Origin of the sequence: Streptomyces caatingaensis (assembly GCF_001187435.1) — a bacterium.
Classification (GTDB): Bacteria; Actinomycetota; Actinomycetes; order Streptomycetales; family Streptomycetaceae; genus Streptomyces; species Streptomyces caatingaensis.
The window spans coordinates 385,501-409,947 of the sequence record NZ_LFXA01000002.1 but is presented as its reverse complement, the minus strand read 5'-3'; the positions used below and the strand labels follow the sequence as shown (position 1 = coordinate 409,947).

The following is a 24,447-nucleotide window of genomic DNA, read 5'->3' as shown; positions in this document are numbered from 1 at the left end:
AGCACCCCCGCGCGCTCCCGAACCGACGGCACCATCCCCCGACGTTCCCTCAAGCCCGTTTGCCCAGGACGCGCTTCGCCGGAGGCACAACCGTGAACCAGATACTCGACGCCATCCTCGACCCGGACAGCGGGAGCGAGGACTTCGCCGCCCTGCCGCTGCCCGAGTCGTACCGCGCGGTGACCGTGCACAAGGACGAGGCGGACATGTTCGCCGGGCTCACCACCCGGGAGAAGGATCCGCGCAAGTCGCTGCACGTCGAGGAGGTGCCGGTGCCCGAACTCGGGCCCGGCGAGGCGCTGGTGGCCGTCATGGCCAGCTCCGTGAACTACAACTCCGTGTGGACGTCGATCTTCGAGCCCGTGCCGACGTTCGCGTTCCTGGAGCGCTACGGCAAGCTCTCACCGCTCGGCAAGCGGCACGACCTGCCGTACCACGTCATCGGCTCCGACCTGGCCGGCGTCGTCCTGCGCACCGGACCGGGCGTCAACGCCTGGCGGCCGGGGGACGAAGTGGTCGCCCACTGCCTGTCGGTGGAGCTGGAGTCGGCCGACGGGCACAACGACACGATGCTCGACCCCGAGCAGCGCATCTGGGGCTTCGAGACCAACTTCGGCGGGCTCGCCGAGATCGCGCTCGTCAAGTCCAACCAGCTGATGCCCAAGCCGCGCCACCTCAGCTGGGAGGAGGCCGCCTCCCCGGGGCTGGTCAACTCCACCGCGTACCGGCAGCTCGTCTCGCGCAACGGCGCGGGCATGAAGCAGGGCGACAACGTGCTGATCTGGGGCGCGAGCGGCGGACTCGGCTCGTACGCCACGCAGTTCGCGCTCAACGGCGGCGCCAACCCCATCTGCGTCGTCTCCAGCGAGGAGAAGGCGGAGATCTGCCGGCGGATGGGCGCGGAGGCGGTCATCGACAGGGCGGCGGAGGGCTACCGGTTCTGGAAGGACGAGCACACCCAGGACCCGAGGGAGTGGAAGCGCTTCGGCAAGCGGATCCGCGAACTGACCGGCGGCGAGGACGTGGACATCGTCTTCGAGCACCCGGGCCGGGAGACCTTCGGCGCGTCCGTCTACGTCACGCGCAAGGGCGGGACGATCGTCACCTGCGCCTCGACCTCCGGCTATCAGCACCAGTACGACAACCGCTACCTGTGGATGTCGCTGAAGCGGATCGTCGGCTCCCACTTCGCCAACTACCGCGAGGCGTGGGAGGCCAACCGCCTGATCGCACAGGGGAGGATCCATCCGACGCTGTCGAGGACGTACCGTCTGGAGGAGACCGGGCAGGCCGCCCACGACGTCCACCGCAACCTCCACCAGGGCAAGGTCGGCGTGCTCGCGCTCGCCCCCGAGGAGGGCATGGGCGTGCGGGACCAGGAGATGCGCGACCGGCACATCGACGCCATCAACCGCTTCAGGAACGTGTGATGACGGAACGCCAGAAGGACCGCCCCTGGCTGATGCGGACCTACGCCGGCCACTCCACCGCCGAGGCGTCCAACGAGCTCTACCGGCGCAACCTCGCCAAGGGCCAGACGGGCCTGTCCGTCGCCTTCGACCTGCCGACGCAGACCGGCTACGACCCCGACCACGTCCTCGCCCGCGGCGAGGTCGGCCGGGTGGGCGTTCCGGTCTCCCAACTGGGCGACATGCGGCGGCTGTTCCAGGACATCCCGCTGGAGCGCATGAACACCTCCATGACCATCAACGCCACCGCGATGTGGCTGCTGGCCATGTACCAGGTGGTGGCGGAGGAACAGGGCGCGGACGTGCGCCAGTTGCAGGGCACGACGCAGAACGACATCGTCAAGGAGTACCTCTCGCGCGGGACGCACGTCTTCCCGCCCGGGCCGAGCCTCCGCCTGACGACGGACATGATCGCGTACACGGTCCACCACATCCCCAAGTGGAACCCGATCAACATCTGCAGCTACCACCTCCAGGAGGCGGGGGCCACCCCCGTCCAGGAGATCGCGTACGCGATGAGCACCGCGATCGCCGTGCTGGACTCGGTGTTCGCCTCCGGGCAGGTCCCCGAGGACCGCCGGGGCGACGTCGTGGCCCGCATCTCCTTCTTCGTCAACGCCGGGGTGCGGTTCGTCGAGGAGATGTGCAAGATGCGGGCGTTCGGCCGCATCTGGGACCGGATCACGCACGAGCGGTACGGCATCGAGAACCCCCGGCACCGCCGCTTCCGCTACGGCGTGCAGGTCAACTCCCTGGGCCTGACCGAGGCCCAGCCGGAGAACAACGTCCAGCGCATCGTCCTGGAGATGCTGGCCGTCACGCTCTCCAAGGACGCCCGCGCCCGCGCCGTCCAGCTGCCCGCCTGGAACGAGGCGCTGGGCCTCCCCCGGCCCTGGGACCAGCAGTGGTCGCTGCGCATCCAGCAGGTGCTGGCGCACGAGAGCGACCTGCTGGAGTACGACGACATCTTCGAGGGATCGCATGTGATCGAGGAGAAGGTGGCGGGCCTGGTGACCGACGCGCTCGCCGAGATCGACCGCATCCAGGAGATGGGCGGCGCGATGGCGGCCGTCGAGTCGGGCTACCTCAAGGCCGAGCTCGTCGCCTCGCACGCCGCGCGCCGGGCCCGTATCGAGTCCGGCGAGGAGAAGATCGTCGGCGTCAACTGCTACGAGTCCACCGAGCCCAACCCGCTCACCGCGGACCTCGACACCGCCATCATGACCGTGGACCCCGCCTCCGAGGCCGCCGTGGTGGCCGCGCTGCACCGCTGGCGCGACGACCGGGACGAGGTCCGCGCCCAGGAGGCCCTGTCGGTGCTGAAGAAGACGGCGGCCGGCTCGGAGAACCTGATGCCCGCGACGCTGGAGTGCGTCCGCGCCGGGGTGACCACCGGGGAGTGGGCCTGGGCGCTGCGCGACGTCTTCGGCGAGTTCCGCGCCCCGACGGGGGTGAGCGGCGCGCCCGTCGCGGTCACGGCGGAGGCGGGCACCCCGCTGGCCTCGGTGCGGGCGAAGGTGGCGCGGACCGCCCGGGAACTGGGCGCCGGCCGGCTGCGGTTGCTGGTCGGCAAGCCGGGGCTGGACGGGCACTCCAACGGCGCGGAGCAGATCGCCGTACGGGCCCGCGACGCCGGCTTCGAGGTGGTCTACCAGGGCATCCGGCTGACCCCCGAGCAGATCGTCGCGGCGGCCGTGGCCGAGGACGTGCACTGCGTGGGGCTGTCCATCCTCTCCGGCTCGCACGCCGAGCTGGTGCCCGACGTGCTGGCCCGGCTGCGCGCGGCGGGCGCGGGCGACGTGCCCGTGATCGTCGGCGGCATCATCCCGGCCGCGGACGCCGAGGCCCTGCGGGCGGCGGGCGTCGCGGCCGTCTTCACCCCCAAGGACTTCGGCATCACCGAGATCATCGGTCGTATCGTCGATGAGATCCGCACAGCGAACGCGCTCGACCCCCTGGAGGTCTCCGTATGACTCCCGTGAACCGACTCCGTCCCCGGCGCTCCTGTCTCGCCGTGCCCGGCAGCAACCCCCGTTTCCTGGAGAAGGCCCAGGGCCTCCCGGCCGACCAGGTCTTCCTGGACCTGGAGGACGCCTGTGCGCCGCTCGTGAAGGAGAAGGCGCGCCACATGATCGTGGAGGCGCTCAACGAGGGCGACTGGTCGGGCAAGACGCGTGTGGTGCGCGTCAACGACTGGACGACGCACTGGACGTACCGGGACGTGATCACGGTCGTGGAGGGCGCGGGCCCGAACCTCGACTGCGTGATGCTGCCGAAGGTGCAGGACGCCGAGCAGGTGGCCGCCCTGGACCTGCTGCTGACGCAGATCGAGAAGACGATGGGCTTCGAGGTCGGGAGGATCGGCATCGAGGCGCAGATCGAGAACGCCAGGGGGCTGGTGAACGTGGACGCCATCGCGGCGTCCTCGCCCCGGCTGGAGACGATCGTCTTCGGCCCGGCCGACTTCATGGCGTCCATCAACATGCGGACGCTGGTCGTCGGCGAGCAGCCGGCGGGCTACGGCGCCGACGCGTACCACTACATCCTGATGCGCATCCTGATGGCCGCCCGCGCCCACGACCTCCAGGCGATCGACGGCCCCTACCTCCAGGTGCGCAACCCCGACGGCTTCCGCGAGGTGGCGGGGCGCGCGGCGGCGCTGGGCTTCGACGGCAAGTGGGTGCTGCACCCGGACCAGGTGGGCATCGCCAACGAGCTGTTCTCGCCGACCCAGGAGGACTACGACCACGCCGAGCTCATCCTGGACGCCTACGAGTACTGCACCTCCGAGGCGGGCGGCTTCAAGGGGTCGGCCATGCTCGGCGACGAGATGATCGACGAGGCCAGCCGGAAGATGGCGCTGGTGATCGCCGGCAAGGGCCGGGCCGCCGGCATGACCCGTACGTCGAAGTTCGAGATCCCGGAGGCGTAGCACCGTGCAGTTCGGCCGCACCTACGAAGAGTTCACCGTCGGGGACGTCTACAAGCACTGGCCCGGCAAGACGGTGACGGAGTACGACGACCACCTGTTCTGTCTGCTCACCATGAACCATCACCCGTTGCACATGGACAGCAACTACGCGGAGCGGACGACCGACTTCAAGCGGAACGTGGTGGTCGGGAACTACGTCTACTCGCTGCTGCTCGGCATGTCCGTGCCGGACGTGTCCGGCAAGGCGATAGCCAACCTGGAGATCGAGTCGCTGCGGCACGTCGCGCCGACCTTCCACGGCGACACCCTCTACGGCGAGACGACCGTCCTCGACAAGACGCCCTCGAAGTCGAAGTCCGACCGCGGGATCGTGTACGTCGAGACCCGCGGCCACAAGCAGGACGGCACCCTCGTCTGCGTCTTCCGGCGCAAGGTGATGGTGCCGACCGCCGAGTACGTGCAGGAGCGCGGCGGCGAGCAGCCGGGCCGCCCCGAGCCGGTCCTCCCGACCGTTCAGGAGAAGTGACATGGGCCGCCTCGCGCAGACCGACGGGCTGACGGACGTCCAGCGGGAGATCCTCGCCACCGTGCGGGACTTCGTGGACAAGGAGATCATCCCGGTCGCCACGGAGCTGGAGCACCGCGACGAGTACCCGACGAAGATCGTCGAAGGGCTCAAGGAGCTGGGGGTCTTCGGGCTGATGATCCCCGAGGAGTACGGCGGCCTCGGGGAGTCGCTGCTCACCTACGCGCTGTGCGTGGAGGAGATCGCCCGGGGCTGGATGAGCGTCTCCGGGATCATCAACACCCATTTCATCGTCGCCTACATGATCAAGCAGCACGGGACGCCGGAGCAGAAGGAGCACTTCCTGCCGCGGATGGCGACGGGCGAGGTGCGGGGCGCCTTCTCGATGTCCGAGCCGGCGCTGGGCTCGGATGTGTCGGCCATCACGTCCAAGGCGGTGCGGGACGGCGACGACTACGTCCTGACCGGCCAGAAGATGTGGCTGACGAACGGCGGTTCCTCGACGCTGGTGGCGGTGCTGTGCCGGACCGACGAGGGACATCCGGAAGGAACGGCTCCGCACAAGTCGATGACGACCTTCCTGGTGGAGAAGGAGCCCGGCTTCGGCGAGGTCCAGCCGGGGCTGACCATCCCCGGAAAGATCGACAAGATGGGGTACAAGGGCGTCGACACCACCGAACTGATCATGGACGGCCTGCGCGTTCCGGCCGGCCGGGTCCTCGGCGGCACCACGGGCCGGGGCTTCTACCAGATGATGGACGGCGTCGAGGTGGGCCGGGTCAACGTCGCGGCGCGTGGCTGCGGTGTCGCACAGCGTGCGTTCGAACTCGGCGTCGCCTACGCGCAGCAGCGCCACACCTTCGGCAAACCCATCGCCCAGCACCAGGCAATTCAGTTCAAGCTTGCGGAAATGGGGACAAAGGTCGAGGCCGCCCATGCGATGATGGTGAGTGCGGCCCGCAAGAAGGACTCGGGCCGGCGCAACGACCTGGAAGCCGGAATGGCCAAGTACCTCGCCTCCGAGTACTGCAAGGAGGTGGTCGAGGACGCCTTCCGCATCCACGGTGGATACGGGTTCTCCAAGGAGTACGAGATCGAGCGGCTCTACCGCGAGGCGCCGATGCTCCTCATCGGTGAGGGGACGGCCGAGATCCAGAAAATGATCATCGGTCGCCGACTGCTCGAGGACTATCGAATCCAGGGTTGATTGTCCGAGTTAGGGGGGTTTGGCGGAGGATTAGCCGAGAAGTAGATCACACACTGTCATCGATGTCCGGCCATTGACGGGCACTGGCGCTTGGCCAGTTGTCGCTCGCAACCGATAGCATCGCCGGAAAGCCGCCGTCCCCCGATCGTTATGCGGCACTCCTCCGCTACGAAGGTCACCCATGCCCCACAGCTCTTCCTCTGCACCACGCGGCCGCGTCGTCCGCCTTGCGCGCGGAGCATCGCCGTGGCTCCTCCCGACCGTCGCCACGGCGGCGGTCAGCCTCACCCGCGCCCGTCGCTCCGGGCGCTGGGCCGCACTGGCCGTGCCGTCGACCGCCCTGGCGGCCGGCATGCTGTGGTTCTTCCGCGACCCCGACCGGGAGATCGCCCAGGGCCGGGTCATCTCGCCCGCCGACGGCGTGGTGCAGAGCATCATGCCGTGGAAGGACGGACGCACCCGCGTCGCGATCTTCATGAGCCCGCTCAACGTCCATGTGAACCGGGCCCCCATGGCCGGCACCGTGACGTCGGTCGAGCACGTCCCCGGCGGGTTCGTGCCGGCCTTCAACAAGGAGAGCGAGAACAACGAGCGGGTCGTCTGGCACTTCGACACCGAGCTCGGCGACATCGAGATGGTGCAGATCGCCGGCGCGGTCGCCCGGCGCATCGTCCCCTACGTCCCGCAGGGGACCAAGGTGGAGCAGGGCGAACGCATCGGCCTGATCCGCTTCGGCTCGCGCGTCGACGTCTACCTCCCGGAGGGCGTCGAGGCGGCCGTCGAGGTCGGCCAGACCACCACGGCAGGAGTGACACGCCTTGACCGTGATTGATCCCGACACACAGGCATCCTGGGTCCCGGAGGCCGAGCCCGAGGACGACGTCGACGACATGCCGCTGTCCACGCGGCTGTCGATAGCGGACACCCTCACCCTGGGCAACGCCATCTGCGGCTTCATGGCCGTGTACTTCACCACCACCGGCATCCTCATGCCGCACCTCACCAACAACGAGGACGGCGGCATGGCGCGCAACAGCGCGGCCACGGCGGTGATGCTGATGCTGCTCGCCTCGGTCTTCGACCTCTTCGACGGCCTGGTGGCGCGCAAGCTGCGCAGCTCGGCGATGGGTGCCGAGCTGGACAACCTGTCCGACCTGATCAGCTTCGGCCTCGCCCCCGCGTACTTCGTGGTGGTCTGGGGCGTCGTCGCCCAGGGCGCGCACCAGAAGGTCTCGGCGGTCGCCGCCGTGGTGGTGCTGCTCGCGGTGATCCTGCGGCTGGCGCGCTTCTCGTGCGTGCCGATGCGGGACGGGATCTTCCAGGGGATGCCGAGTCCCTTCGGCGCCCTCACGGTGGTCTCCGTGGTGCTGCTGGAGCTGCCGTTCATCCCGACGCTGCTGGCGATCCTGGGGGTGGCGTGGCTGATGGTGAGCCGCGTCGAGTACCCCAAGCCGCGGGGGCGCCTCGCGGTGGCCATGCTCAGCTGGATCGTGCTCAGCATGGGGCTGCTGGCGGCGTGGGCGTTCGACGCGCCGGGCGGGGAGCTGCTGCTCCAGACCGGCTGTGCGCTCCAGCTCATCCTGGGGGCCGTGATCCCGCTCTTCGCGACGGCCCGTCGGGTGAACACGTTCCGTGACAACCGGCGGGAGGCGCGGGCGGCTCAGCTGCCGTAGCGGCCGCTCTCACGCGTGAAGGCCCCGGGCTGTCGGCCCGGGGCCTTCACGCGTTCCTGGCGCGTGCTGGCGCGCGGCGGGGGCGGGCGGGTGCCCGCTGGGCGGTGTCACCTGGGGTGGCCGGGCGCCGGGGGCGTCTGCGGGGCGTGCCGGGCACTTCCCGCGCCTCCGGCGCGGCCCTCCCCCACCCGCGCGCCGCCCGGCACCCTTGCACGGATGCCGGGGCTCACCTGTGGGTGGCGCGGCGGCGTTGGCGGCTGCGGGGGGGCGCGCCTCCCGGCGAGCCGTGGGTGGTGCGCCGGTGTTGGCGGCTGCGGGGGCGGCGGGGCGTGCCCCCCTGAGCGAGCCCCGACGGTCAGGCGAGGAAGTCGGTGGCCAAGGCGGCGGCGAGTCGCTCCAGGAGGGGGCCCGCTTCGGTGATGCAGCGGGTGACGTCCGGCTGGAGGTCGGTGAGGGCGTAGGCGCGGGAGACGCCGAGGGCGCGGAGGTCCGCCGGGGGCAGGGCGAGGCGGCCGCAGACGGCCGTCACGGGGACGCCGCGGGCCGCGGCGGCCGCGGCCACACCTGCGACCGCCTTGCCGCGCAGCGTCTGCGCGTCCAGCGACCCCTCCCCCGTGATCACCAGGTCCGCCCGTTCCAGCGCCGCGTCGAAGCCCAGCGCCTCCAGCAGCACCTCGATCCCGGGCCGGAAGGCGGCGCCGAGCCCGACGAGGGCCGCGTAGCCCACGCCGCCGGCGGCCCCCGCGCCGGGCGCGGACGCCTCGGCGGGGCCGAGGATCCGGGCCGCGTGGGAGAGCGCCGCGTCCAGCGCGGCGACGTCCGCCGGCGAGGCGCCCTTCTGCGGGCCGTAGACGGAGGCCGCCCCCGCCGGCCCGGTCAGCGGATTGTCGACGTCGCTCGCCAGGACGACGTCCGTCGTGGCCAGCCGCGGGTCCAGGGCGGACAGGTCCGCGCGGTCCAGCGCGGCCAGGGCCGCACCGCCCGGGGCGAGCGGCCGCCCCGCCGCGTCGAGGAGGCGGGCCCCCAGCGCGACGAGCATGCCGGCCCCGGCGTCCGTCGTCGCACTGCCGCCGACCCCGAGGACGACCGTCCGCACCCCCGTGTCCAGCGCGGCCCGCAGCAGCTCCCCCGTGCCGAAGCTCGTCGCGGTCAGCGGCGCGAAGCGCCCCGGCGGCAGCCGGCGCAGCCCGGACGCCTCCGCCATCTCCACCACGGCCGTGCCGCCGCGCAGCGCCCACGCCGCGGTGACGGGCTCGCCGAGCGGCCCGGTCACCCGCGCGGTGCGGCGCTCGAAGCCGGCGGCCACCGCCGCGTCCACGGTCCCGTCGCCCCCGTCGGCGACGGGCAGCGCCGTGACGCGCACGCCGGGCGCGGCCCGGCGCAGCCCCGCCGTCAGGTGTGCCGCGACCTCGACGGCCGTCAGCGAACCCTTGAACTTGTCCGCGGCGATGAGCACCTGTGCGTCCGTCATCCGCCCGACCCTAGCCCCGCGCCGCCGTACCGCCCACCCCCTCGACGCGGCGTGCCAGCCCGCGCAATGCGCACCGATCCGGCCATAGTGGGGCGTCATGAGCAGCGAGACCACCGACGAACACGCCCTGCCGCACGACCCGCGCGCCGCGCGCGACGAACGCCCGGACGCGCCCCTCGTCGTCATCGGCGCCGTCGCCGTCCTGGCGGTGGTCGCCTGGGCGGCGATCGGCAAGCACTCCTTCGACCGCGTCGTCACGGACGCCCTCGGCTGGGTGCTGTCCAACTTCGCCTGGCTGTTCGTCATCGCGGCCGACGTGTTCCTGGTGCTGTGCGGGGTCATCGCGGTCAGCCGCTACGGCCGGATCCGGCTCGGCGCGGACGACGACCGGCCGGAGTTCAGCAACCTGGCCTGGATCGCGATGATGTTCAGCGCCGGCATGGGCATCGGCCTGATGTTCTACGGCGTGGGGGAACCCCTCCAGCACTTCGTCTCCCCGCCCCCCGGCAGCGGCGTCGGGCCGAACACCCCGGCCGCCGCCCGCACCGCCCTGGAGTACTCGTTCTTCCACTGGACGCTGCACCCGTGGGCCATCTACGGCCTGTCCGGGCTCGCCCTCGCCTACGCGGGCTTCCGCAAGGGCCGGGGAAACCGGCTGAGTTCGGCCTTCGCCCCGCTGCTGGGCGAGGAGCGCGCCGACGGCTGGCCGGGCCGGATCATCGACCTCCTCGCCGTCCTCGCGACGGTCTTCGGCACCGCGACGAGCCTGGGGCTGGGCGCCCTCCAGGTGGCCAAGGGCCTCAACATCACCACCGGTGTCAAGGACACCACCTCGCTGGAGCTGATCATCATCGGCACGCTGTCGGCCGCGTTCGTGCTCTCCGCCTTCTCCGGCCTCCACAAGGGCGTCAAATGGCTCAGCACGCTCAACATCGCGCTGGCCGCCTGCCTGATGCTCTTCGTCTTCCTGCTCGGGCCCACCGTCTTCGTCCTCAACGCCGTGCCCGCCGCGGCCGGCGGCTACCTGCAGGACCTGCTCACCCTCGCGACCCGCACCGGCGCCTTCACCGACTCCAAGTGGCTGGGCGCCTGGACGGTCTTCTACTGGGCGTGGTGGCTGTCGTGGGCGCCGTTCGTCGGCACGTTCATCGCCCGGATCTCGCGCGGGCGCACCATCCGCGAATTCCTCGTCGGCGTCCTGCTCGTGCCCAGCGGGGCGACGGTGCTGTGGTTCTGCGTCATGGGCGGCAGCGCCCTGCGGCTGGACCTGACCGGCGCCGCCGACATGGCCGGGACGGTCGCCCAGGGCGCGGAGGCGTCCCTGTTCGCCCTGCTCGACACCCTGCCGCTGTCCACCCTCGTGTCGTGGATCGCGATGGTCCTGGTGATGACGTACTTCATCACCAGCGCCGACTCGGCGTCCCTGGTCATGGGCTCCCTCACCAGCCGCGGGGCGCTGCACCCGAGGGACTGGCTGGTCGTCACCTGGGGCGTCCTCATGGCCGCCGTGGCGGCCGTCCTGCTGCTGGCCGGCGGCCTGCGGTCGCTGCAGTCCGCGACGATCCTCGTCGCCCTGCCGTTCGTCCTCGTGATGCTCGCCCTGTGCTGGTCGCTCCTGACGGAGCTGCGCACCGACCCCGGCGCGGGCCCGGCCCGCCACCACGCGCTCCACGGCCTGCGCGACGCCCTCCGCACGATGATCGGCGAGGCGATCACGGAACACGGCCCGGTCCGGCACCCCCGGCTGCGCCGCGTCGCCGCCGGCGCCCGCGAGCGTGAACGGGGGCAGGGGGACGGCGGGACGGGCGGCGAGGACGGGGGAGCCTGACCCGCGCCGCTCGGGGTTGACCCTGCCCCCGGGGGCAGGGTTTAGCTTCTGCGAGAACGACGCGGAGGCGAGCGGGATGAGAATCGGCGAGGCCGCCCGGAGGGCGGGCGCGACGGTCAAGGCGGTGCGCTACTACGAGGCGCTCGGGCTGGTCGCGCCCGCGCGGCTGGGGAACGGCTACCGCGACTACGACGAGCACGACGTACGGGTCGTGCGCGAGATCCGGACGCTCGGCCGGCTGGGGATCCCCGTCGAGCTCACCCGCCCCTTCCTCGACTGCCTAGATTCCGGCCGGCCGCATGCCGACGACTGTCCCGCCTCGCTCGCCGGCTACCAGGACGCGATCGACGACCTGACCCGGCGGATCGGCGAACTGACCGCCCGGCGTGAGGCGTTGGCCCGCCGTCTGCACGAGGCCGCCCACCGCGACAGCACCGTTCCCCCAGGAGAACCCATGCACGACTTCACCCGGCTGCCCGCCGGACTGCCCGTCCCCGAGGACGACGGCGCCTGCGACCACCTGCCCGGCCTGCCCGTCCCCCGCCTCGAACTGCCGGGGACCGACGGCCGTACGGTCCGGCTCGACGCGCCGGGGCCCGGGCGCACGGTCGTCTACCTCTACCCGCTGACCGGCCGGCCCGACCGGGACCTCCCGGACGGCTGGGACTCCATCCCCGGCGCCCGTGGCTGCACCCCCGAGTCCTGCGGCTTCCGCGACCACCACGAGGAGCTCGTCTCGGCCGGCGCCGGGCGGGTGTTCGGCCTCTCCAGCCAGGACACCGTCTACCAGCGCGAGGTCGTCGAACGTCTCCGCCTGCCGTTCGCCATCCTCTCCGACCCGGCCCTGCGGCTCGCCGACGAACTGAAGCTCCCCACCTTCGAGGCCGGCGGGCAACGCCTCTTCACCCGCCTGACGCTCATCCTCCGCGACGGCGTCGTGGAACACGTCTTCTATCCGGTCTTCCCGCCCGACCGGCATGCTCAGCAGGTTCTGGAGTGGCTGGGTGGTCATTCGGGCTGATGGGGGTGGGGAGGGTGGGGCGGGTGGGTGGCTGGAGTTGGCCAGGTCGTTGGCCGGGTGGGCCGGGGTGGCCCCGGGGGCTGCATAGCCCCGGGGGGCCGGGCCGGGTTAGCCGGGTCAGCTCCATCGGCCGGGTTGGCCACGGGCCACCCCGACCGACCCGGCTGAGCCCGGCTGTCCGCCGCTGCCCGACCCGGCCCGGGTCAACGGGCCGGGTCAAGCGGGGTGTTCAGCCCGCGAGGCACACGCCGAAGACCTTCATGTCGACGGCTGTCGGGCTCGTGTTGCTGACGGTCACGAGGTAGTGGTTGCTGTTCGCGACCGGGTAGGCGTCGAGCTTTTCGACGGGCTGGTCCCGGTTGCCGGACTGGACGTATCCGCCACCGATGATCCGCATACCGGCGGGGCAGGAAGGGCTGGTGAGCGCCTGCTGCCGCGCCAGGGCGGGGACGGTGTAGTCCCGTTCGACGGTGCGGAGTTCCAGGGGGCGGGGCTGGCCCGCCGGTCCGGGAGGTCCGGCCGGGCCCATGGGGCCGGCGGGTCCGGGGGGTCCGGCGGGGCCGGTCGCTCCGGCCGGCCCGGTCGGACCCGTCGGTCCTGCGGGACCGCCGGGGCCCGTGGGGCCGGTCGCACCACTGGGACCGGGCGGACCCATGGGGCCCGCATCTCCCTTCGGTCCTGCCGGTCCCATCGGACCCTGAGGACCACCGGGGTCACCCGGGTCACCCTTCGGACCGGCAGGACCCATCGGACCGGGCGGCCCGGGGGGCCCGCCGGGATCGCCCGGGTCGCCCTTGGGCCCGGCAGGTCCTACCGGCCCGGCGGGTCCGGGCGGTCCCCCCGGGCCCGCAGGCCCCGGCATCCCCCCGGGCCCCATGGGACCGACCGGCCCTTGGTCTCCCCTGGGACCGGCAGGACCGGTGGGCCCGGGGATGCCAGGGTCGCCCTTGTCTCCCTTGGGACCGGTGGGCCCAACCGGCCCGGCGGGACCTGTAGGCCCAGCAGGCCCAACAGGGCCGGCGATACCGGGATCACCCTTGTCGCCCTTGGGGCCCGCAGGCCCAACCGGACCCACAGGGCCCACAGGACCGGGAGGTCCGGAGGGCCCGGCCACGCCAGGATCACCCTTGTCCCCCTTCAGCCCAGCAGGCCCGTCAGCACCAACCGGACCGGAAGGTCCGACAGGGCCCGTGGGACCAGCGGGACCGGCGACACCGGGGTCTCCCTTGTCACCCTTGTCACCCTTGTCTCCCTTGGGGCCCATGGCCCCAGGTGCACCGGTAGGGCCGGTGGGGCCGACCGGACCGGCCGGACCAGCAGCCCCCGCCGGTCCGGAGGGACCGACAGGACCGATGGGGCCCACAGGTCCCGTAGGTCCCGCAGGACCGGTGGGGCCCACCGGACCCGGGAAGCCCGTCGGTCCCAGAGGTCCGGGCGGGCCGACAGGACCCACTGGTCCGGGGGCGCCCGGGTCGCCCTTCGGGCCCGCGGGCCCGGTGGCACCCGCAGGGCCGGGGTCGCCCTTGGGCCCCTGGGCACCCGCCGCCCCGGGGTCTCCCTTGTCCCCCTTCACTCCGGCTGCCCCGTCAATCCCGGGCGCGCCGTTGTCACCCTTCGGTCCGGCAGGCCCCGGTTCCCCCTTGTCACCTTTCGGCCCCGTAGGTCCGACCGGACCGGGGTCACCCTTCTCCCCCTTCGCTCCGACAGGCCCGATAGGCCCGGCAGGGCCTGTGGGGCCACCAGGACCGACGGGGCCCGGAGGACCGGTAGGTCCTGGAGGGCCGGACGGTCCGGCCGGGCCCACGACACCCGGGTCACCCTGACTTCCTTTATCTCCCTTGTCTCCCTTGTCTCCCTTGTCGCCCTTGGGGCCCGTCGGCCCCGGCACCGGGTAACCAGCAGGCCCGGGCGCCCCGTCATGCCCGGCCGGTCCGGGGGGCCCAGCAGGGCCGGTGGGGCCGGTGGGGCCGGCAGGTCCGGTGGGCCCCACCGGGCCAACCGGGCCCTCAGGCCCCACGTCCCCCTTCGGCCCCGCCGGTCCGGGCGGGCCAGTGGGTCCGGGCGGACCGCTGGGACCCGGCGGGCCGGGAACCCCCGCCGGGTCGTGGTGGTGCCCGTCCCCGCCGTGGTGGCCATCACCCCCGTGATGACCGTCGCCGTCCCCCTGCCGGCAGAACGGCACCGCGCCCGACACCCGCACGTACCGCGCGCTCAACCACCCACGCCGTTCCACGAGTCGGTACCAGAGGCTCTCCCCCTGCACCCGCTCGCCGTTGGCCTTGCAGTCGATGCGGACGCGGGCGCCGGGTTGGTAGACGCCGATGACGGGGGCGCCGGTGCTGGGGGCGCTGCGGACGTTCTGGCCGGTGTCGGCGACGATCTTGCCCTGGACGGGTCCGTCGGTGCCGCCGCCCGTGGCGATGGCGCCGAGGGCGGTGCCCGATGAGGCGCAGAACACCGACAGCAGCCCGAGGGCGAGGGCTCGCCGTCTCGGGACCGGAACGTCGGGTCTCCTCCGAAAAATCGACATATCACTCCTTTCACTCTGCATGGCTCCAGGAGTGGCACAGGAACACGGAAAGAAGGCGGCATCGGCGAGGCGAACGGCAGAGGGGGCCGAACGCAGCCGGTATGCCACCCTCCCGGGGGACAAGCCGGGCATACAAAAGCATGAGAGGGCGCCGGAACCCACGGACGCCCCGGCGCCAAACAAGTCGACAAATCGCCATACGGCGGCTCGGGAGGCCGCCACCGCGCCGGGTGACACGGCGCGAACGCCCCCGCCCGCGGCGGTGGGGACGGCCGCGCACCGGCCCGCGCATCCGCCCCCGGACCTAGGTCGCCGGCGGCGAGAAGCCGCAGGCTAGCATCGGCGGAAGCGCCGTCCGGCCCCCGGAGGGCGCAAGTGCCGCCCCGGCTCACTTCGTTGTGCGTCGTTGCCCGCGCCGGGGCGGCACCTGGCCCGGCACCTGCCGGGCGACACCACGTGTGCACGGACGAGGGAGCGGTCATGGGACGGAGCCGGACGGACGAGGTCGAGGATCTGATGGCGCGCTTCCCCGGGGTACCGCGGGAAGCCGTGATCAAGGAGGACCTGCTGCGCGGCGGCGTCGCCTTCGACGACGAGGCCCTGACCGGCGACGAGGGCGGCGACGTCAAACCGAAGTCCTACTTCATCTTCTCCTTCGACCACGGCACCCTCCCCGAGCTGGGCGCCGCCGCCCTCAACCGCCCGCCGGAGGAGATCGTCCTCACCGGCGGCCCGTACGAGCTGCGGCGCACCGTCGTCTCGGTGCGCGTCAACCCGAACTCGCCGTACCGCGTCGGCGTCACGCCCGACGGCACGCTGGGCCTCATGCTCGACGGGCGCCACATCGCGGACGTGGGCCTGCCGCCGATGCCGGACTACTACCGGCACGCGCTCGCGAACGGCAAGTCGGTGATGGAGGTCGCGCCGACCATCCAGTGGGGCTACCTCATCTACCTGACGGTCTTCCGGGTCTGCCAGTACTTCGGCGCGAAGGAGGAGTGCCAGTACTGCGACATCAATCACAACTGGCGCCAGCACAAGGCGGCCGGCCGCCCCTACACGGGGGTGAAGTCGGTCGAGGAGGTGCTGGAGGCGCTGGAGATCATCGACAAGCACGACACGGCGGGCGCGTCCCGCGCCTACACGCTGACCGGCGGCTCGATCACGTCCCGGGTGAACGGCCTGGGCGAGGCGGACTTCTACGGCCGTTACGCGCAGGCGATCGAGGAGCGCTTCCCCGGCCGCTGGATCGGCAAGGTCGTCGCGCAGGCGCTGCCCAAGGAGGACGTCCAGCGCTTCCACGACTACGGGATCCGCATCTACCACCCCAACTACGAGGTGTGGGACCGCCGTCTCTTCGAGCTCTACTGCCCCGGCAAGGAGCGCTACGTCGGCCGCGACGAGTGGCACCGCCGGATCCTGGACTCGGCGGAGATCTTCGGGCCGCGCAATGTGATCCCCAACTTCGTGGCGGGCGTGGAGATGGCGGCGCCGGCGGGCTTCACCACGGTCGACGAGGCCATCGCCTCGACGGAGGAGGGGCTGCGGTTCTTCATGTCCCGCGGCATCACCCCCCGGTTCACGACGTGGTGCCCGGAGCCGACCACGCCGCTGGGCAAGCAGAACCCTGCGGGCGCGCCCCTGGAGTACCACATCCGGCTGTTGCAGACCTACCGCGGCACGATGGAGGAGTTCGGGCTGTCGTCCCCGCCCGGCTACGGGCCGTCGGGCGCCGGGCGCGCGGTGTTCTCGGTGAGCTCGTTCATGGACAGCCTGCCCGAGGGCATGCAGGGCGCCGAGGACTGAACCCGGGGGATTCCGCGGGGCGTTGGAGAGAGGGGCTGCCACGGCCTTCCCGGCCGCGTCGGCCCCGGGCAGGGAGCGCGGCAAGGTGACGGCCCGTCACCACCCGCCCCCGTCCCCACCCCGTGCGCCCCTTCAGTCGCCGTCCTTCCGCCCCCGCGCCCACTGGAGGCCCCAGCCGTAGAGCCGGTCGAGGTCGGCCTGGTAGCCGTAGACGTAGCGGGCCTCGCGGCGCAGGAGGAGGTGGCCGTCCCGGCTCTCGACGAGGGCGACGGCGCAGGAGCGGGCGTGCGGGTCCCGTTCGTGGAGCTCGACGACGAAGCGGCGGCCGGTGGGCGGGGAGAAGGCGACCGCCGCGTGCACCCGGCTGAAGGCGGGGCCGTCGCCGTAGAGGTAGACGAAGACCAGCAGGCGCCGCAGCTCCCCGGCGCGGTCCAGGTTGACGAAGAGCGTCTCCCCCGACGCTGAGCCGAAGCGGTTGTCGTCGCCCAGGGCCACGTAGGGCGGGCCGTGCAGGTCGCCGGCGAGGCCGCCCAGCGGCTGGACGACGCCCCGGCTGCCGTCGGCGAGTTCGTACAGGCAGGCCAGGTCGAGGTCGACGGTCACCATGACCGGGCCCGGCGCGACCCCAACAGGCGCGGCCCCAACAGGTGTGGGCACCAAGGGACCTCTCCTCAGAAGAGCCCTTCCTGCTCCTCCGTCCCCGCCACCTCGCGCTCGAAGGCCAGCAGCCGCCGCTTGCGGTCGAGTCCTCCCCCGTAGCCGGTGAGGCTGCCGTCGGCCCCGACGACGCGGTGGCAGGGGACGATGATCCCGACCGGGTTCCTGCCGTTGGCGAGGCCGACGGCCCGGGAGGCGCCGGGCGAGCCGATGCGGCCGGCGAGTTCGCCGTAGGAGACGGTGGTGCCGTAGGGGATCTCCTGGAGGGCGGCCCACACACGCCGCTGGAAGGGCGTGCCGTGCAGGGCGAGGGGCAGGTCGAAGCGGGTCAGCTCGCCCGCGAAGTACGCCGCGAGCTGCCGCGCCGTCTCGGCGAAGGGGGCGTCGCCGGGATCGCCGGGCGCCCCGAAGTCCTCCTCGGGCGGCCGGTGCCGCTGGTCGGTCATGTACAGGTGTGAGAGGGCCCCGTCGGTGGCGACCAGCGTGAGCGGGCCGCAGGGGCTCTCCAGGACGGTGTGGACGACGGACATCGTGGTCAACTCCGGTGCGGGGACGGTTCGGTGGGCATTCTGGCAGCCGGGTGGTCGTCCGCCGCCCACAGGTACTGGACGGCGTAGGCGCGCCAGGGCCGCCAGGCGGCGGCGTGCCGGGTGAGGGCGCCCGGGGTGGCGGGCAGGCCCGCGCGGGCGGCGGCGCGGCGCACGCCCAGGTCGGTCGGGATGAAGGCGTCCGGGTCGCCGAGGGCGCGCATGGCGATGATGCCGGCCGTCCAGGGGCCGATGCCGGGCAGGCCGTCGAGGACGGCGCGGGCGCGTGCCCAGTCGCAGCCGGCGCCGAGGTCGAGTTCGCCCGAGGCGAGGGCCTCGGCCAGGCGCAGGAAGGTCCTGCGCCGGGCGGCGGGCATGGCGAGGCCGCCCGGGTCGAGGGCGGCCAGCGCCCCGGCCGTGGGGAAGAGGCGGGTGAGGCCGCCGGGCCCGTCGACGGGGGTGCCGTGCGCGGCCGCCAGGCGGGCGGCGAGGGTGCGGGCGGCGGCGGTCGAGACCTGCTGGCCGAGGACGGCGCGGAGGGCGAACTCCCCGGCGTCCACGGTGCGCGGGACGCGGCGGCCCGGGCCGCGCTGCACGAGCGGCGCCAGGTGCGGGTCGGTGCGCAGCTGGGCGTCCACCGCCTCGGGGTCGGCGTCCAGGTCGAGCAGGCGGCGGCAGCGGCTGATGGCCTCGGCGAGGTCGCGCTGGTCGGTGAGGGAGAGGCGGCAGTCGATGTGGCCGGGGCGGGGCGTGAGGGAGACGGTGCCGTGCCCGTGGGACAGGCGCAGGGTGCGGTGGTACGCGCCGTCCCGCCACTCCTCCACGCCGGGTACGGCGGTGGCCGCGAGGTGGCCGAAGAGGTTGCCGGGCCGGAAGGGCGTGCGGAAGGGCAGGCGCAGGGCCAGGGTGCCGGGGGTGGCCGGCGGGCGGCCGTTCGCGGCGCGGATGCGCAGCTCGGTCGGGGCGAGGCCGAAGACCTCGCGGACGGTCTCGTTGAAGGCGCGGACCGAGGCGAAGCCGGCGGCGAACGCCACGTCCGCCATGGGCAGTTCGCCGGCCTCGATCAGGATCCGGGCGGTCTGTGCGCGCTGGGCGCGGGCCAGGGCCAGCGGTCCGGCCCCGAGTTCGGCCCGGAGCCGGCGCTCGATCTGCCGGGTGCTGTAGCCGAGGCGGGCGGCGAGGCCGGGGACGCCCTCGCGGTCCACCGTCCCGTCCGCGATCAGGCGCATGGCGCGGGCGACCAGGTCGGCGCGCTCGTTCCAGCGGGGCGAGCCCGGGCTCGCGTCGGGCCGGCAGCGCTTGCAGGCCCGGTAGCCGGCCTGCTGCGCGGCGGCCGCGCTCGGATAGAAGCTCATGTTCCGGTCCTTGGGCGGAACGGCGGGGCAGCTGGGACGGCAGTAGATGCGCGTGGTGCGGACGGCGGTGAAGAACCAGCCGTCGAAACGGGGGTCCCGGGACCGCACGGCCCGGACGCAGCGGTCGACGTCGGTGTGCATGCCGTCCAGGATCCGCCGTGGCGGGGGCGGTGGCTCGCGGAAATCCGACGTCAACGAGGGTTGACACGACGAGAGCGTGTCATCCAAGGTTGACACCATGGCCGGAACCGAAGCGAAGGACGCCCTCGGCATCACCGAGGGCGCCATGGACACCGATCCCCGCGTGGGTCTGCGCGCCGTCGCCGCGCTGCGACGGCTGGTCGAACGCCTGGAGGCGCTCCAGGTCGACAACGCCCGGCGGCACGGCTGGTCCTGGGAGGAGATCGGCACCGCCCTCGGGGTCAGCAGGCAGGCCGTCCACAAGAAGCACGCCAGGAGGTAGCGGCATGTTCGAGAGGTTCACGGAGGAGGCGCGCGCCACGGTCGTCGCCGCCCAGGAGGAGGCGCGTCTGCTGCGTCACGCGAGCATCGGTGCCGAGCACCTGCTGCTCGCGCTCGCGACGCGCGCCGGGACGCCGGTGGCGGCGACGCTCGCCCGGTTCGGCGTCACGCCGGACGCCTGCCGTACGGCGATCAGCCCGCCGGAGGCTCTGGACGAGGCGGACGCGGAGGCTCTGCGGCTCCTCGGCATCGACCTCCACGCGGTGCGCGAGCGCGCCGAGACGGCCTTCGGGCGCGGCGCCCTCGACCGCCCGCCGGCCGCGCCGCGCTCCCCGCTGCTGCGTCGTGCCGGTATCTCGGCGCGCCTGCCGTTCGGGGCGAGCGCCAAGCGGGCGCTGCGGCTTGCGCTGCGGGAGGCGGTGGGGCTTCGGAGCGGGGTCATCGGGGCCGAGCATGTGCTGCTCGGCGTCACGGCTCTCGACGATCCGGCGGTCGTCGGGCTGCTGCGGCGTCTCGGCACGTCGCCGGCCGCCGTGCGGTCGGCCCTCCTCTCCGGCCTCCGCCCGGCCGCGTAGCGGTTCTCCCCGCGTAGCGGTTCTCTCCCCCACCCGGCCCTTCCACCGTTTCCCCGGGGCTCCGCCCCGGGGCCGGGACCGCGCTCCGCGCGGTGGGCGGGGGCTTCGCCCCCTGCACCCCCTGATCGCGGCTTAGCCGCTCGTCATCGAGCTCCCCCAGAGGGGGTACCCCCGGGACGTGCTGGATCGGCCCGTCCCGGGCCCCTGGGGGCTTGGGCGCAACCACGCGGAGGGCGCGGTTCACCCCCCGCACAACCGCCGCCACACCGCCCGGGCCGCATGATGCCCCGACATCCCGTGCACCCCGGGCCCCGGCGGCGTGGCGGAGGAGCAGAGGAAGACGGCGGGGTGGGCCGTGGCGTAGGGGACGCGGGCGAGCTTGGGGCGGATGAGCAGCCGGAGGCCCGCCACGGAACCGATGGCGATGTCGCCGCCGACATAGTTCGCGTTGCGGGCGGCCAGCCGCGGCGGCCCCGCGACCGCGCGGGCGAGGACGAGGTCCCGGAAGCCGGGAGCGAAGCGCTCGATCTGCCGCTCGATGAGGTCGGTCGCGTCGCCCTCCCAGCCGTTGGGCACGTGCCCGTACGCCCAGAACGTGTGGCGGCCGGCCGGCGCCCGGCCGGGGTCGGCCACGGTCGGCTGGGCGGTGATGAGGAAGGGGACGGACGGGTCGCGCCCGGCGACCGCCGCGTCGAGGGCCGCGTCGATCTCGCCGTACGTGGGCCCGACATGGACCGTGCCGGCCCGCCGCGCCTCCGGGGCGGTCCACGGCACGGGCCCCGACAGGGCGTAGTCGACCTTGAAGACTGCGGGGCCGTAGCGGAAGCCGCGGTAGGCGTTGCCGAGCCCGGCGATGCGCGCGAGGGCGGTCGGCGAGGTGTCGAAGACGTAGGCGCGGGCCGGCGGCAGGTCGTCGAGGCGCTTGACCTCGAAGCCGGTGTGGATCGTGCCGCCCTGCTCGCGCAGGTACGAGCCGAGCGCGTCGGCGATCGCCTGCGAGCCGCCGCGCGGCACGGGCCACCCCCGTTCGTGCGCGGCGAGCGCGAAGAAGAGGGCCATGCCGCCCGTGCCGAGCCCGGAGAGCGGCCCGATGCCATGCGCGGCGAGGCCCGCGAGCAGCCCGCGCGCCATCGGACCGTGGAAGCGCCGGGCCAGCAGGGCCGCCGGCAGCCCGGCGACGAGCCCGAAGCGGGCGTAGCCGGCGGGGTCGCGCGGCGGCCCGTCCCACTGGGTGCGCAGGAAGTCCCGTGCGAGCGCGTCCCACTTGCCGTGGAAGGGGGCGAGCAGGCGGCGGTACGCCCCGGCGTCGCGCGGGCCGAGGGAGGCGGCCGTCTCGCCGACGCGCCGCGCGAGGACGGCGGCCGTGCCGTCGGGGAACGGGTGGGCCATCGGCAGCTCGGGGTGCAGCCACTCCAGGCCGTGCCGGGCGAGCGGCATGCGGGCGAAGGCCGGGGACCCGATGCCGAGCGGATGGACGGCGGAGCACGGGTCGTGGCGGAAGCCGGGGAGGGTCAGCTCCTCGGTGCGGGCACCGCCGCCGATCGCGTCGGCGGCCTCGTAGACCTCGACGGAGAGGCCGCGGCGGGCCAGTTCGACGGCGGCCGTCAGCCCGTTGGGCCCGGCCCCTACGACGACCGCGTCGAGCATGGTGGGCACGGACGCGCTCCCCTCGCAGAACGGAGATCCCGTGGCACGGGGATCTTGATCAGGACGCCAGCAGGGCCAGGATATGCCGGAGGGTCGCGGCGTCCCGCGCCGAGGCGAACGGCATCGCGTTGCCCCCGGCGATCCGGAACGGCTCGCCCGCCACCGTCCCGCTCGCCCCGCCCGCCTCCGCGACGAGCAGCAGCCCCGCGGCGTGGTCCCAGGGGTTCTCCCACGAGAAGGCGGTCGCGTCCAGCGCCCCGCGCGCCACGTTCAGATACTCCAGCCCCGCCGAGCCGCAGGGGCGCGGGGCCACCCCGTGCGTGCCCAGCCGGCCGAGCACACGCTTCTCCTCGTCGGTGGTGAAGTCGAAGTGGGAGATGGCCACCGTCAACTCCCGCCCGGGCTCGGGCGATCCGGACCGCATCGGGACGCCGTCCAGCCGGGCGCCCCCGCCCCGCACCGCGGTCGCCATCCGCTCCAGGGCCGGCGCGTACGTCCAGGACGCCAGCAGCTCGCCGCGGTGCGCCAGGCAGACCAGCGTCGCGAAGCCGGGGTCGCCGTGGACGAACTGCCGGGTGCCGTCCACCGGGTCCACGATCCACACCGGGTCGTCGCCGCGCAGCGCCTCCAGGACGGACGGGTCGGCGTGCACCGCCTCCTCGCCGACCACCCGGGAGCCGGGCAGCAGGGCCGTGAGCGAGGCCGTCAGATGCTGCTCGGCCAGCCGGTCGGCGACCGTGACCAGGTCGTGCGGGCCGTTCTTCTCGACGATCTCGTGCGCGGCGAGCTGCCGGAAGCGCGGCATGATCTCGGCGGCGGCCGCCTTGCGGAGCGCCTCGTCGACGGCGGTCAGGTCACCTGCGAGAAAGTCTTCGATCATATGGCCATCGAACCACGGCCCACCGACAGTCGGGGGCGTGAGAATGGCCTCACCGCGTACGGGCGGTGAACGCCCGGCTCAGCGGCCCACCGCGTAGCCCTGCATGCCGCGCGGGTTGGCGGCGGCCGACAGCACGCCCGTCTCCGGGTCGCGCGCCACCGCGCACAGGCGCCCCAGCGACCAGGCCCCGTCCACGGTCACGCGGTGCCCGCGCCGGCGCAGCTCGCGTACGACGTCCTCGCCCACGCGCCACTCGACGGTGACGGCGCCGGGCGACATCACGCGCGGGTGGAAGGAGCCGGGGAAGCTCTCCTGGTGCCAGGTGGGCGCGTCGACGGCCGCCTGGAGGTCCTCCCCGGCGGCGACGGCCAGGAAGAACGGCAGCTGCCACTGGTCCTGCTGGTCGCCGCCGGGCGTGCCGAAGGCCATGACGGGTTCGCCGCCGCGCAGGGCCAGGGACGGGCTGAGGGTGGTGCGCGGACGCCGCCCGGGCGTGAGGGAGTTGGGGAGCCCGGGCTCCAGCCAGGCCATCTGGAGCCGGGTGCCGAGCGGGAAGCCGAGCTCGGGGACGACGGGGTTGGACTGCAGCCAGCCGCCGCTGGGCGTCGCGGAGACCATGTTGCCCCGGCGGTCGACGACGTCGATGTGGCAGGTGTCGCCGAGCACCGGCACGGCCACGCCGGGCAGCACCTGCGGCCGGTCGGGGGCCGTGGCGTACCGGGGCAGGCGGGGCACGCGCCCGCCCGGGCCGCCGGGGCGCAGGTCGTACGAGGCGGTGGCGCCGATCAGCCGGCGCCGCGCCGCGTTGTACTCCTCGGACAGCAGGTCCGACAGCGGCACGTCGGCGGCGTCGCCGTACCACGCCTCGCGGTCGGCCATGGCGAGCTTGCCGGCCTCGACGAGGGTGTGGAGGTACTCGGGGGTGCCGCGCGGCGGGAGGTCGGGCAGCAGGGCGAGCTGCTGCGCGAGCACCGGGCCCTGGGACCAGGGTCCTGGCTTGCACAGCGTCCAGCCGTCCCGGTCGTGGGTGACCGGGTCCTCGTAGCCGGCCCGCCAGGCCGCGAGGTCGTCCCCGGAGAGGGTGCCGGTGTGCCGCTCGCCCGTCATGTCGAGCGTGGGGCGCGCGGCGGCGCGCAGGAGCGCGTCGGCGACGAAGCCCTCGCGCCAGACGCGGCGCGCGGCGTCGATGCGGGCCTCGCGGTCCGCGCCGACGGCCGCCTCGGCGATCAGGCGGCGCCAGGTGGCGGCGAGGGCGGGGTTGCGGAAGGGCCGCCCTGGCTTCGGGACCGGCAGATACACCTCGCCGGACGTCGTCCACTCGGTGGCGAACAGCTCCCGCACCGTCCCGACGGCCGCGGCGAACCCCTCGACGGCCGGGTGCCCGTGCTCGGCGTACCCGATGGCGTACTCCAGCACCTGCGCGAGCGACCGCGTCCCGTGGTCGCGCAGCAGCAGCATCCACGCGTCGAACGCCCCGGGCACGGCGGCCGCGAGCGGCCCGGTGCCGGGGACGAGGTCCAGCCCGAGCCCGGTGTAGTGCGCGATGCTCGCCCCGCCCGGCGCGGGCCCCTGCCCGCACAGCACCCGCACGGGCCCGCCGGCGGGCGCCAGGATGATCGGCACCTCCCCCGCGGGCCCGTTGAGGTGCGGCTCGACGACGTGCAGCACGAACGCGCCGGCCACGGCGGCGTCGAACGCGTTGCCCCCGCCCTCCAGCACGGCCATCGCCGACTGCGAGGCGAGCCAGTGGGTGGACGAGACCATGCCGAAGGTTCCGCGAAGGGTGGGACGCGTGGTGAACACGCGTCCAGGAACGCAGATCGCGCGGCGGTGCGCAAGACCAACCCGGCACCGGGGCGCGGCGGTTCGGCCACCGCCGCG

General features: G+C 73.6%; 20 protein-coding genes and 1 pseudogene. 12 read left to right on the top strand and 9 right to left on the bottom strand.

The window, feature by feature from the left end; genetic code table 11:
* The first annotated feature begins 92 nt into the window (after positions 1–92).
* The 7 genes from ccrA to pssA all read left to right on the top strand — a co-directional run bounded on the left by ccrA (position 93) and on the right by pssA (position 7,807).
* The gene (gene ccrA / locus AC230_RS02570) at positions 93–1,430 is read left to right on the top strand and encodes a crotonyl-CoA carboxylase/reductase (RefSeq protein WP_049714271.1); all 1,338 of its coding nucleotides are present in this window, start codon (positions 93–95) and stop codon (positions 1,428–1,430) included.
* On the top strand, positions 1,430–3,442 hold the full coding sequence (locus AC230_RS02565; protein WP_049714270.1) for a protein meaA: 2,013 nt from the start codon (positions 1,430–1,432) through the stop codon (positions 3,440–3,442). Before ccrA ends, AC230_RS02565 begins: the two co-directional genes overlap by 1 nt.
* Positions 3,439–4,401: an HpcH/HpaI aldolase/citrate lyase family protein gene (locus AC230_RS02560; RefSeq protein ID WP_049714269.1), complete on the top strand. Its 963-nt coding sequence runs from the start codon at positions 3,439–3,441 to the stop codon at positions 4,399–4,401. The genes AC230_RS02565 and AC230_RS02560 overlap by 4 nt, the downstream gene beginning before the upstream one ends.
* 4 nt (positions 4,402–4,405) lie before the next feature.
* On the top strand, positions 4,406–4,927 hold the full coding sequence (locus tag AC230_RS02555; RefSeq protein ID WP_049714268.1) for a MaoC family dehydratase: 522 nt from the start codon (positions 4,406–4,408) through the stop codon (positions 4,925–4,927).
* Position 4,928: 1 nt separating this feature from the next.
* Entirely contained in the window at positions 4,929–6,134 is a 1,206-nt protein-coding gene (locus tag AC230_RS02550; protein ID WP_049714267.1) for an acyl-CoA dehydrogenase family protein, read from the top strand.
* Positions 6,135–6,315: 181 nt separating this feature from the next.
* Positions 6,316–6,966 carry a phosphatidylserine decarboxylase gene (locus AC230_RS02545; RefSeq protein ID WP_049714266.1) on the top strand — a complete coding sequence of 217 codons (651 nt, stop codon included), beginning with the start codon at positions 6,316–6,318 and terminating at the stop codon, positions 6,964–6,966.
* On the top strand, positions 6,953–7,807 hold the full coding sequence (pssA, locus tag AC230_RS02540) for a CDP-diacylglycerol--serine O-phosphatidyltransferase (RefSeq protein WP_198535393.1): 855 nt from the start codon (positions 6,953–6,955) through the stop codon (positions 7,805–7,807). Before AC230_RS02545 ends, pssA begins: the two co-directional genes overlap by 14 nt.
* A gap of 355 nt (positions 7,808–8,162) precedes the next feature.
* Here the strand turns inward: pssA and AC230_RS02535 are convergent, their stop codons facing one another.
* Entirely contained in the window at positions 8,163–9,278 is a 1,116-nt protein-coding gene (locus AC230_RS02535) for a glycerate kinase (protein ID WP_049714264.1), read from the bottom strand.
* Between the two features lie 97 nt (positions 9,279–9,375).
* Between AC230_RS02535 and AC230_RS02530 the strand changes: the two genes are divergently transcribed.
* Together AC230_RS02530 and AC230_RS02525 are read left to right on the top strand one after the other, a co-directional pair.
* Entirely contained in the window at positions 9,376–11,106 is a 1,731-nt protein-coding gene (locus AC230_RS02530; RefSeq protein ID WP_049714263.1) for a BCCT family transporter, read from the top strand.
* A 76-nt stretch (positions 11,107–11,182) separates the two neighbouring features.
* Positions 11,183–12,127: a MerR family transcriptional regulator gene (locus AC230_RS02525; RefSeq protein ID WP_049714262.1), complete on the top strand. Its 945-nt coding sequence runs from the start codon at positions 11,183–11,185 to the stop codon at positions 12,125–12,127.
* Between the two features lie 229 nt (positions 12,128–12,356).
* Here the strand turns inward: AC230_RS02525 and AC230_RS33355 are convergent, their stop codons facing one another.
* A complete protein-coding gene (locus AC230_RS33355; RefSeq protein WP_049714261.1) occupies positions 12,357–12,656 on the bottom strand; it encodes a hypothetical protein in 300 nt (99 codons plus the stop codon).
* Between the two features lie 1,680 nt (positions 12,657–14,336).
* A pseudogene (locus AC230_RS34615) lies at positions 14,337–14,657 on the bottom strand (SH3 domain-containing protein); the annotation flags it as partial.
* 480 nt (positions 14,658–15,137) lie between these two features.
* Here AC230_RS34615 and AC230_RS02515 point away from each other — a divergent pair.
* Entirely contained in the window at positions 15,138–16,463 is a 1,326-nt protein-coding gene (locus AC230_RS02515) for a radical SAM protein (protein WP_049714260.1), read from the top strand.
* A gap of 132 nt (positions 16,464–16,595) precedes the next feature.
* Here AC230_RS02515 and AC230_RS02510 read toward each other — a convergent pair whose 3' ends face one another.
* From AC230_RS02510 to AC230_RS02500, 3 genes are read right to left on the bottom strand one after another with little or no spacing between them, the layout of a single operon-like run.
* The gene (locus AC230_RS02510) at positions 16,596–17,120 is read right to left on the bottom strand and encodes a hypothetical protein (protein ID WP_157868489.1); all 525 of its coding nucleotides are present in this window, start codon (positions 17,118–17,120) and stop codon (positions 16,596–16,598) included.
* Between the two features lie 14 nt (positions 17,121–17,134).
* Positions 17,135–17,650 carry a methylated-DNA--[protein]-cysteine S-methyltransferase gene (locus AC230_RS02505; RefSeq protein WP_049714258.1) on the bottom strand — a complete coding sequence of 172 codons (516 nt, stop codon included), beginning with the start codon at positions 17,648–17,650 and terminating at the stop codon, positions 17,135–17,137.
* Positions 17,651–17,655: 5 nt separating this feature from the next.
* On the bottom strand, positions 17,656–19,143 hold the full coding sequence (locus AC230_RS02500; protein ID WP_049714257.1) for an AlkA N-terminal domain-containing protein: 1,488 nt from the start codon (positions 19,141–19,143) through the stop codon (positions 17,656–17,658).
* Positions 19,144–19,240: 97 nt separating this feature from the next.
* Between AC230_RS02500 and AC230_RS02495 the strand changes: the two genes are divergently transcribed.
* Together AC230_RS02495 and AC230_RS02490 are read left to right on the top strand one after the other, a co-directional pair.
* The gene (locus AC230_RS02495; RefSeq protein WP_049714256.1) at positions 19,241–19,465 is read left to right on the top strand and encodes a hypothetical protein; all 225 of its coding nucleotides are present in this window, start codon (positions 19,241–19,243) and stop codon (positions 19,463–19,465) included.
* A gap of 4 nt (positions 19,466–19,469) precedes the next feature.
* Positions 19,470–20,039, top strand: coding sequence for a Clp protease N-terminal domain-containing protein (locus AC230_RS02490; RefSeq protein WP_053160947.1), 570 nt, complete (start codon positions 19,470–19,472; stop codon positions 20,037–20,039).
* Between the two features lie 240 nt (positions 20,040–20,279).
* Here AC230_RS02490 and AC230_RS02485 read toward each other — a convergent pair whose 3' ends face one another.
* The 3 genes from AC230_RS02485 to AC230_RS02475 form a co-directional block, all read right to left on the bottom strand.
* On the bottom strand, positions 20,280–21,686 hold the full coding sequence (locus AC230_RS02485) for a phytoene desaturase family protein (protein ID WP_049714960.1): 1,407 nt from the start codon (positions 21,684–21,686) through the stop codon (positions 20,280–20,282).
* A 58-nt stretch (positions 21,687–21,744) separates the two neighbouring features.
* Positions 21,745–22,566: an inositol monophosphatase family protein gene (locus tag AC230_RS02480; protein ID WP_049714255.1), complete on the bottom strand. Its 822-nt coding sequence runs from the start codon at positions 22,564–22,566 to the stop codon at positions 21,745–21,747.
* A 78-nt stretch (positions 22,567–22,644) separates the two neighbouring features.
* Positions 22,645–24,369, bottom strand: coding sequence for a gamma-glutamyltransferase family protein (locus AC230_RS02475; RefSeq protein WP_049714254.1), 1,725 nt, complete (start codon positions 24,367–24,369; stop codon positions 22,645–22,647).
* Between the last annotated feature and the right edge of the window lie 78 nt (positions 24,370–24,447).

Excerpts from the sequence above, each read along its gene's own strand:
- AC230_RS02565 (WP_049714270.1), top strand. The coding sequence starts at position 1,430 with ATGACGGAACGCCAGAAGGACCGCCCCTGGCTGATGCGGACCTACGCC.
- AC230_RS02560 (WP_049714269.1), top strand. The coding sequence starts at position 3,439 with ATGACTCCCGTGAACCGACTCCGTCCCCGGCGCTCCTGTCTCGCCGTG.
- AC230_RS02550 (WP_049714267.1), top strand. The coding sequence starts at position 4,929 with ATGGGCCGCCTCGCGCAGACCGACGGGCTGACGGACGTCCAGCGGGAG.
- AC230_RS02545 (WP_049714266.1), top strand. The coding sequence starts at position 6,316 with ATGCCCCACAGCTCTTCCTCTGCACCACGCGGCCGCGTCGTCCGCCTT.
- AC230_RS02535 (WP_049714264.1), bottom strand. The coding sequence starts at position 9,278 with ATGACGGACGCACAGGTGCTCATCGCCGCGGACAAGTTCAAGGGTTCG.
- AC230_RS02530 (WP_049714263.1), top strand. The coding sequence starts at position 9,376 with ATGAGCAGCGAGACCACCGACGAACACGCCCTGCCGCACGACCCGCGC.
- AC230_RS02525 (WP_049714262.1), top strand. The coding sequence starts at position 11,183 with ATGAGAATCGGCGAGGCCGCCCGGAGGGCGGGCGCGACGGTCAAGGCG.
- AC230_RS33355 (WP_049714261.1), bottom strand. The coding sequence starts at position 12,656 with ATGGGCCCGGCCGGACCTCCCGGACCGGCGGGCCAGCCCCGCCCCCTG.
- AC230_RS02515 (WP_049714260.1), top strand. The coding sequence starts at position 15,138 with ATGGGACGGAGCCGGACGGACGAGGTCGAGGATCTGATGGCGCGCTTC.
- AC230_RS02505 (WP_049714258.1), bottom strand. The coding sequence starts at position 17,650 with ATGTCCGTCGTCCACACCGTCCTGGAGAGCCCCTGCGGCCCGCTCACG.
- AC230_RS02500 (WP_049714257.1), bottom strand. The coding sequence starts at position 19,143 with ATGCACACCGACGTCGACCGCTGCGTCCGGGCCGTGCGGTCCCGGGAC.
- AC230_RS02495 (WP_049714256.1), top strand. The coding sequence starts at position 19,241 with ATGGCCGGAACCGAAGCGAAGGACGCCCTCGGCATCACCGAGGGCGCC.
- AC230_RS02490 (WP_053160947.1), top strand. The coding sequence starts at position 19,470 with ATGTTCGAGAGGTTCACGGAGGAGGCGCGCGCCACGGTCGTCGCCGCC.
- AC230_RS02485 (WP_049714960.1), bottom strand. The coding sequence starts at position 21,686 with ATGCTCGACGCGGTCGTCGTAGGGGCCGGGCCCAACGGGCTGACGGCC.
- AC230_RS02480 (WP_049714255.1), bottom strand. The coding sequence starts at position 22,566 with ATGATCGAAGACTTTCTCGCAGGTGACCTGACCGCCGTCGACGAGGCG.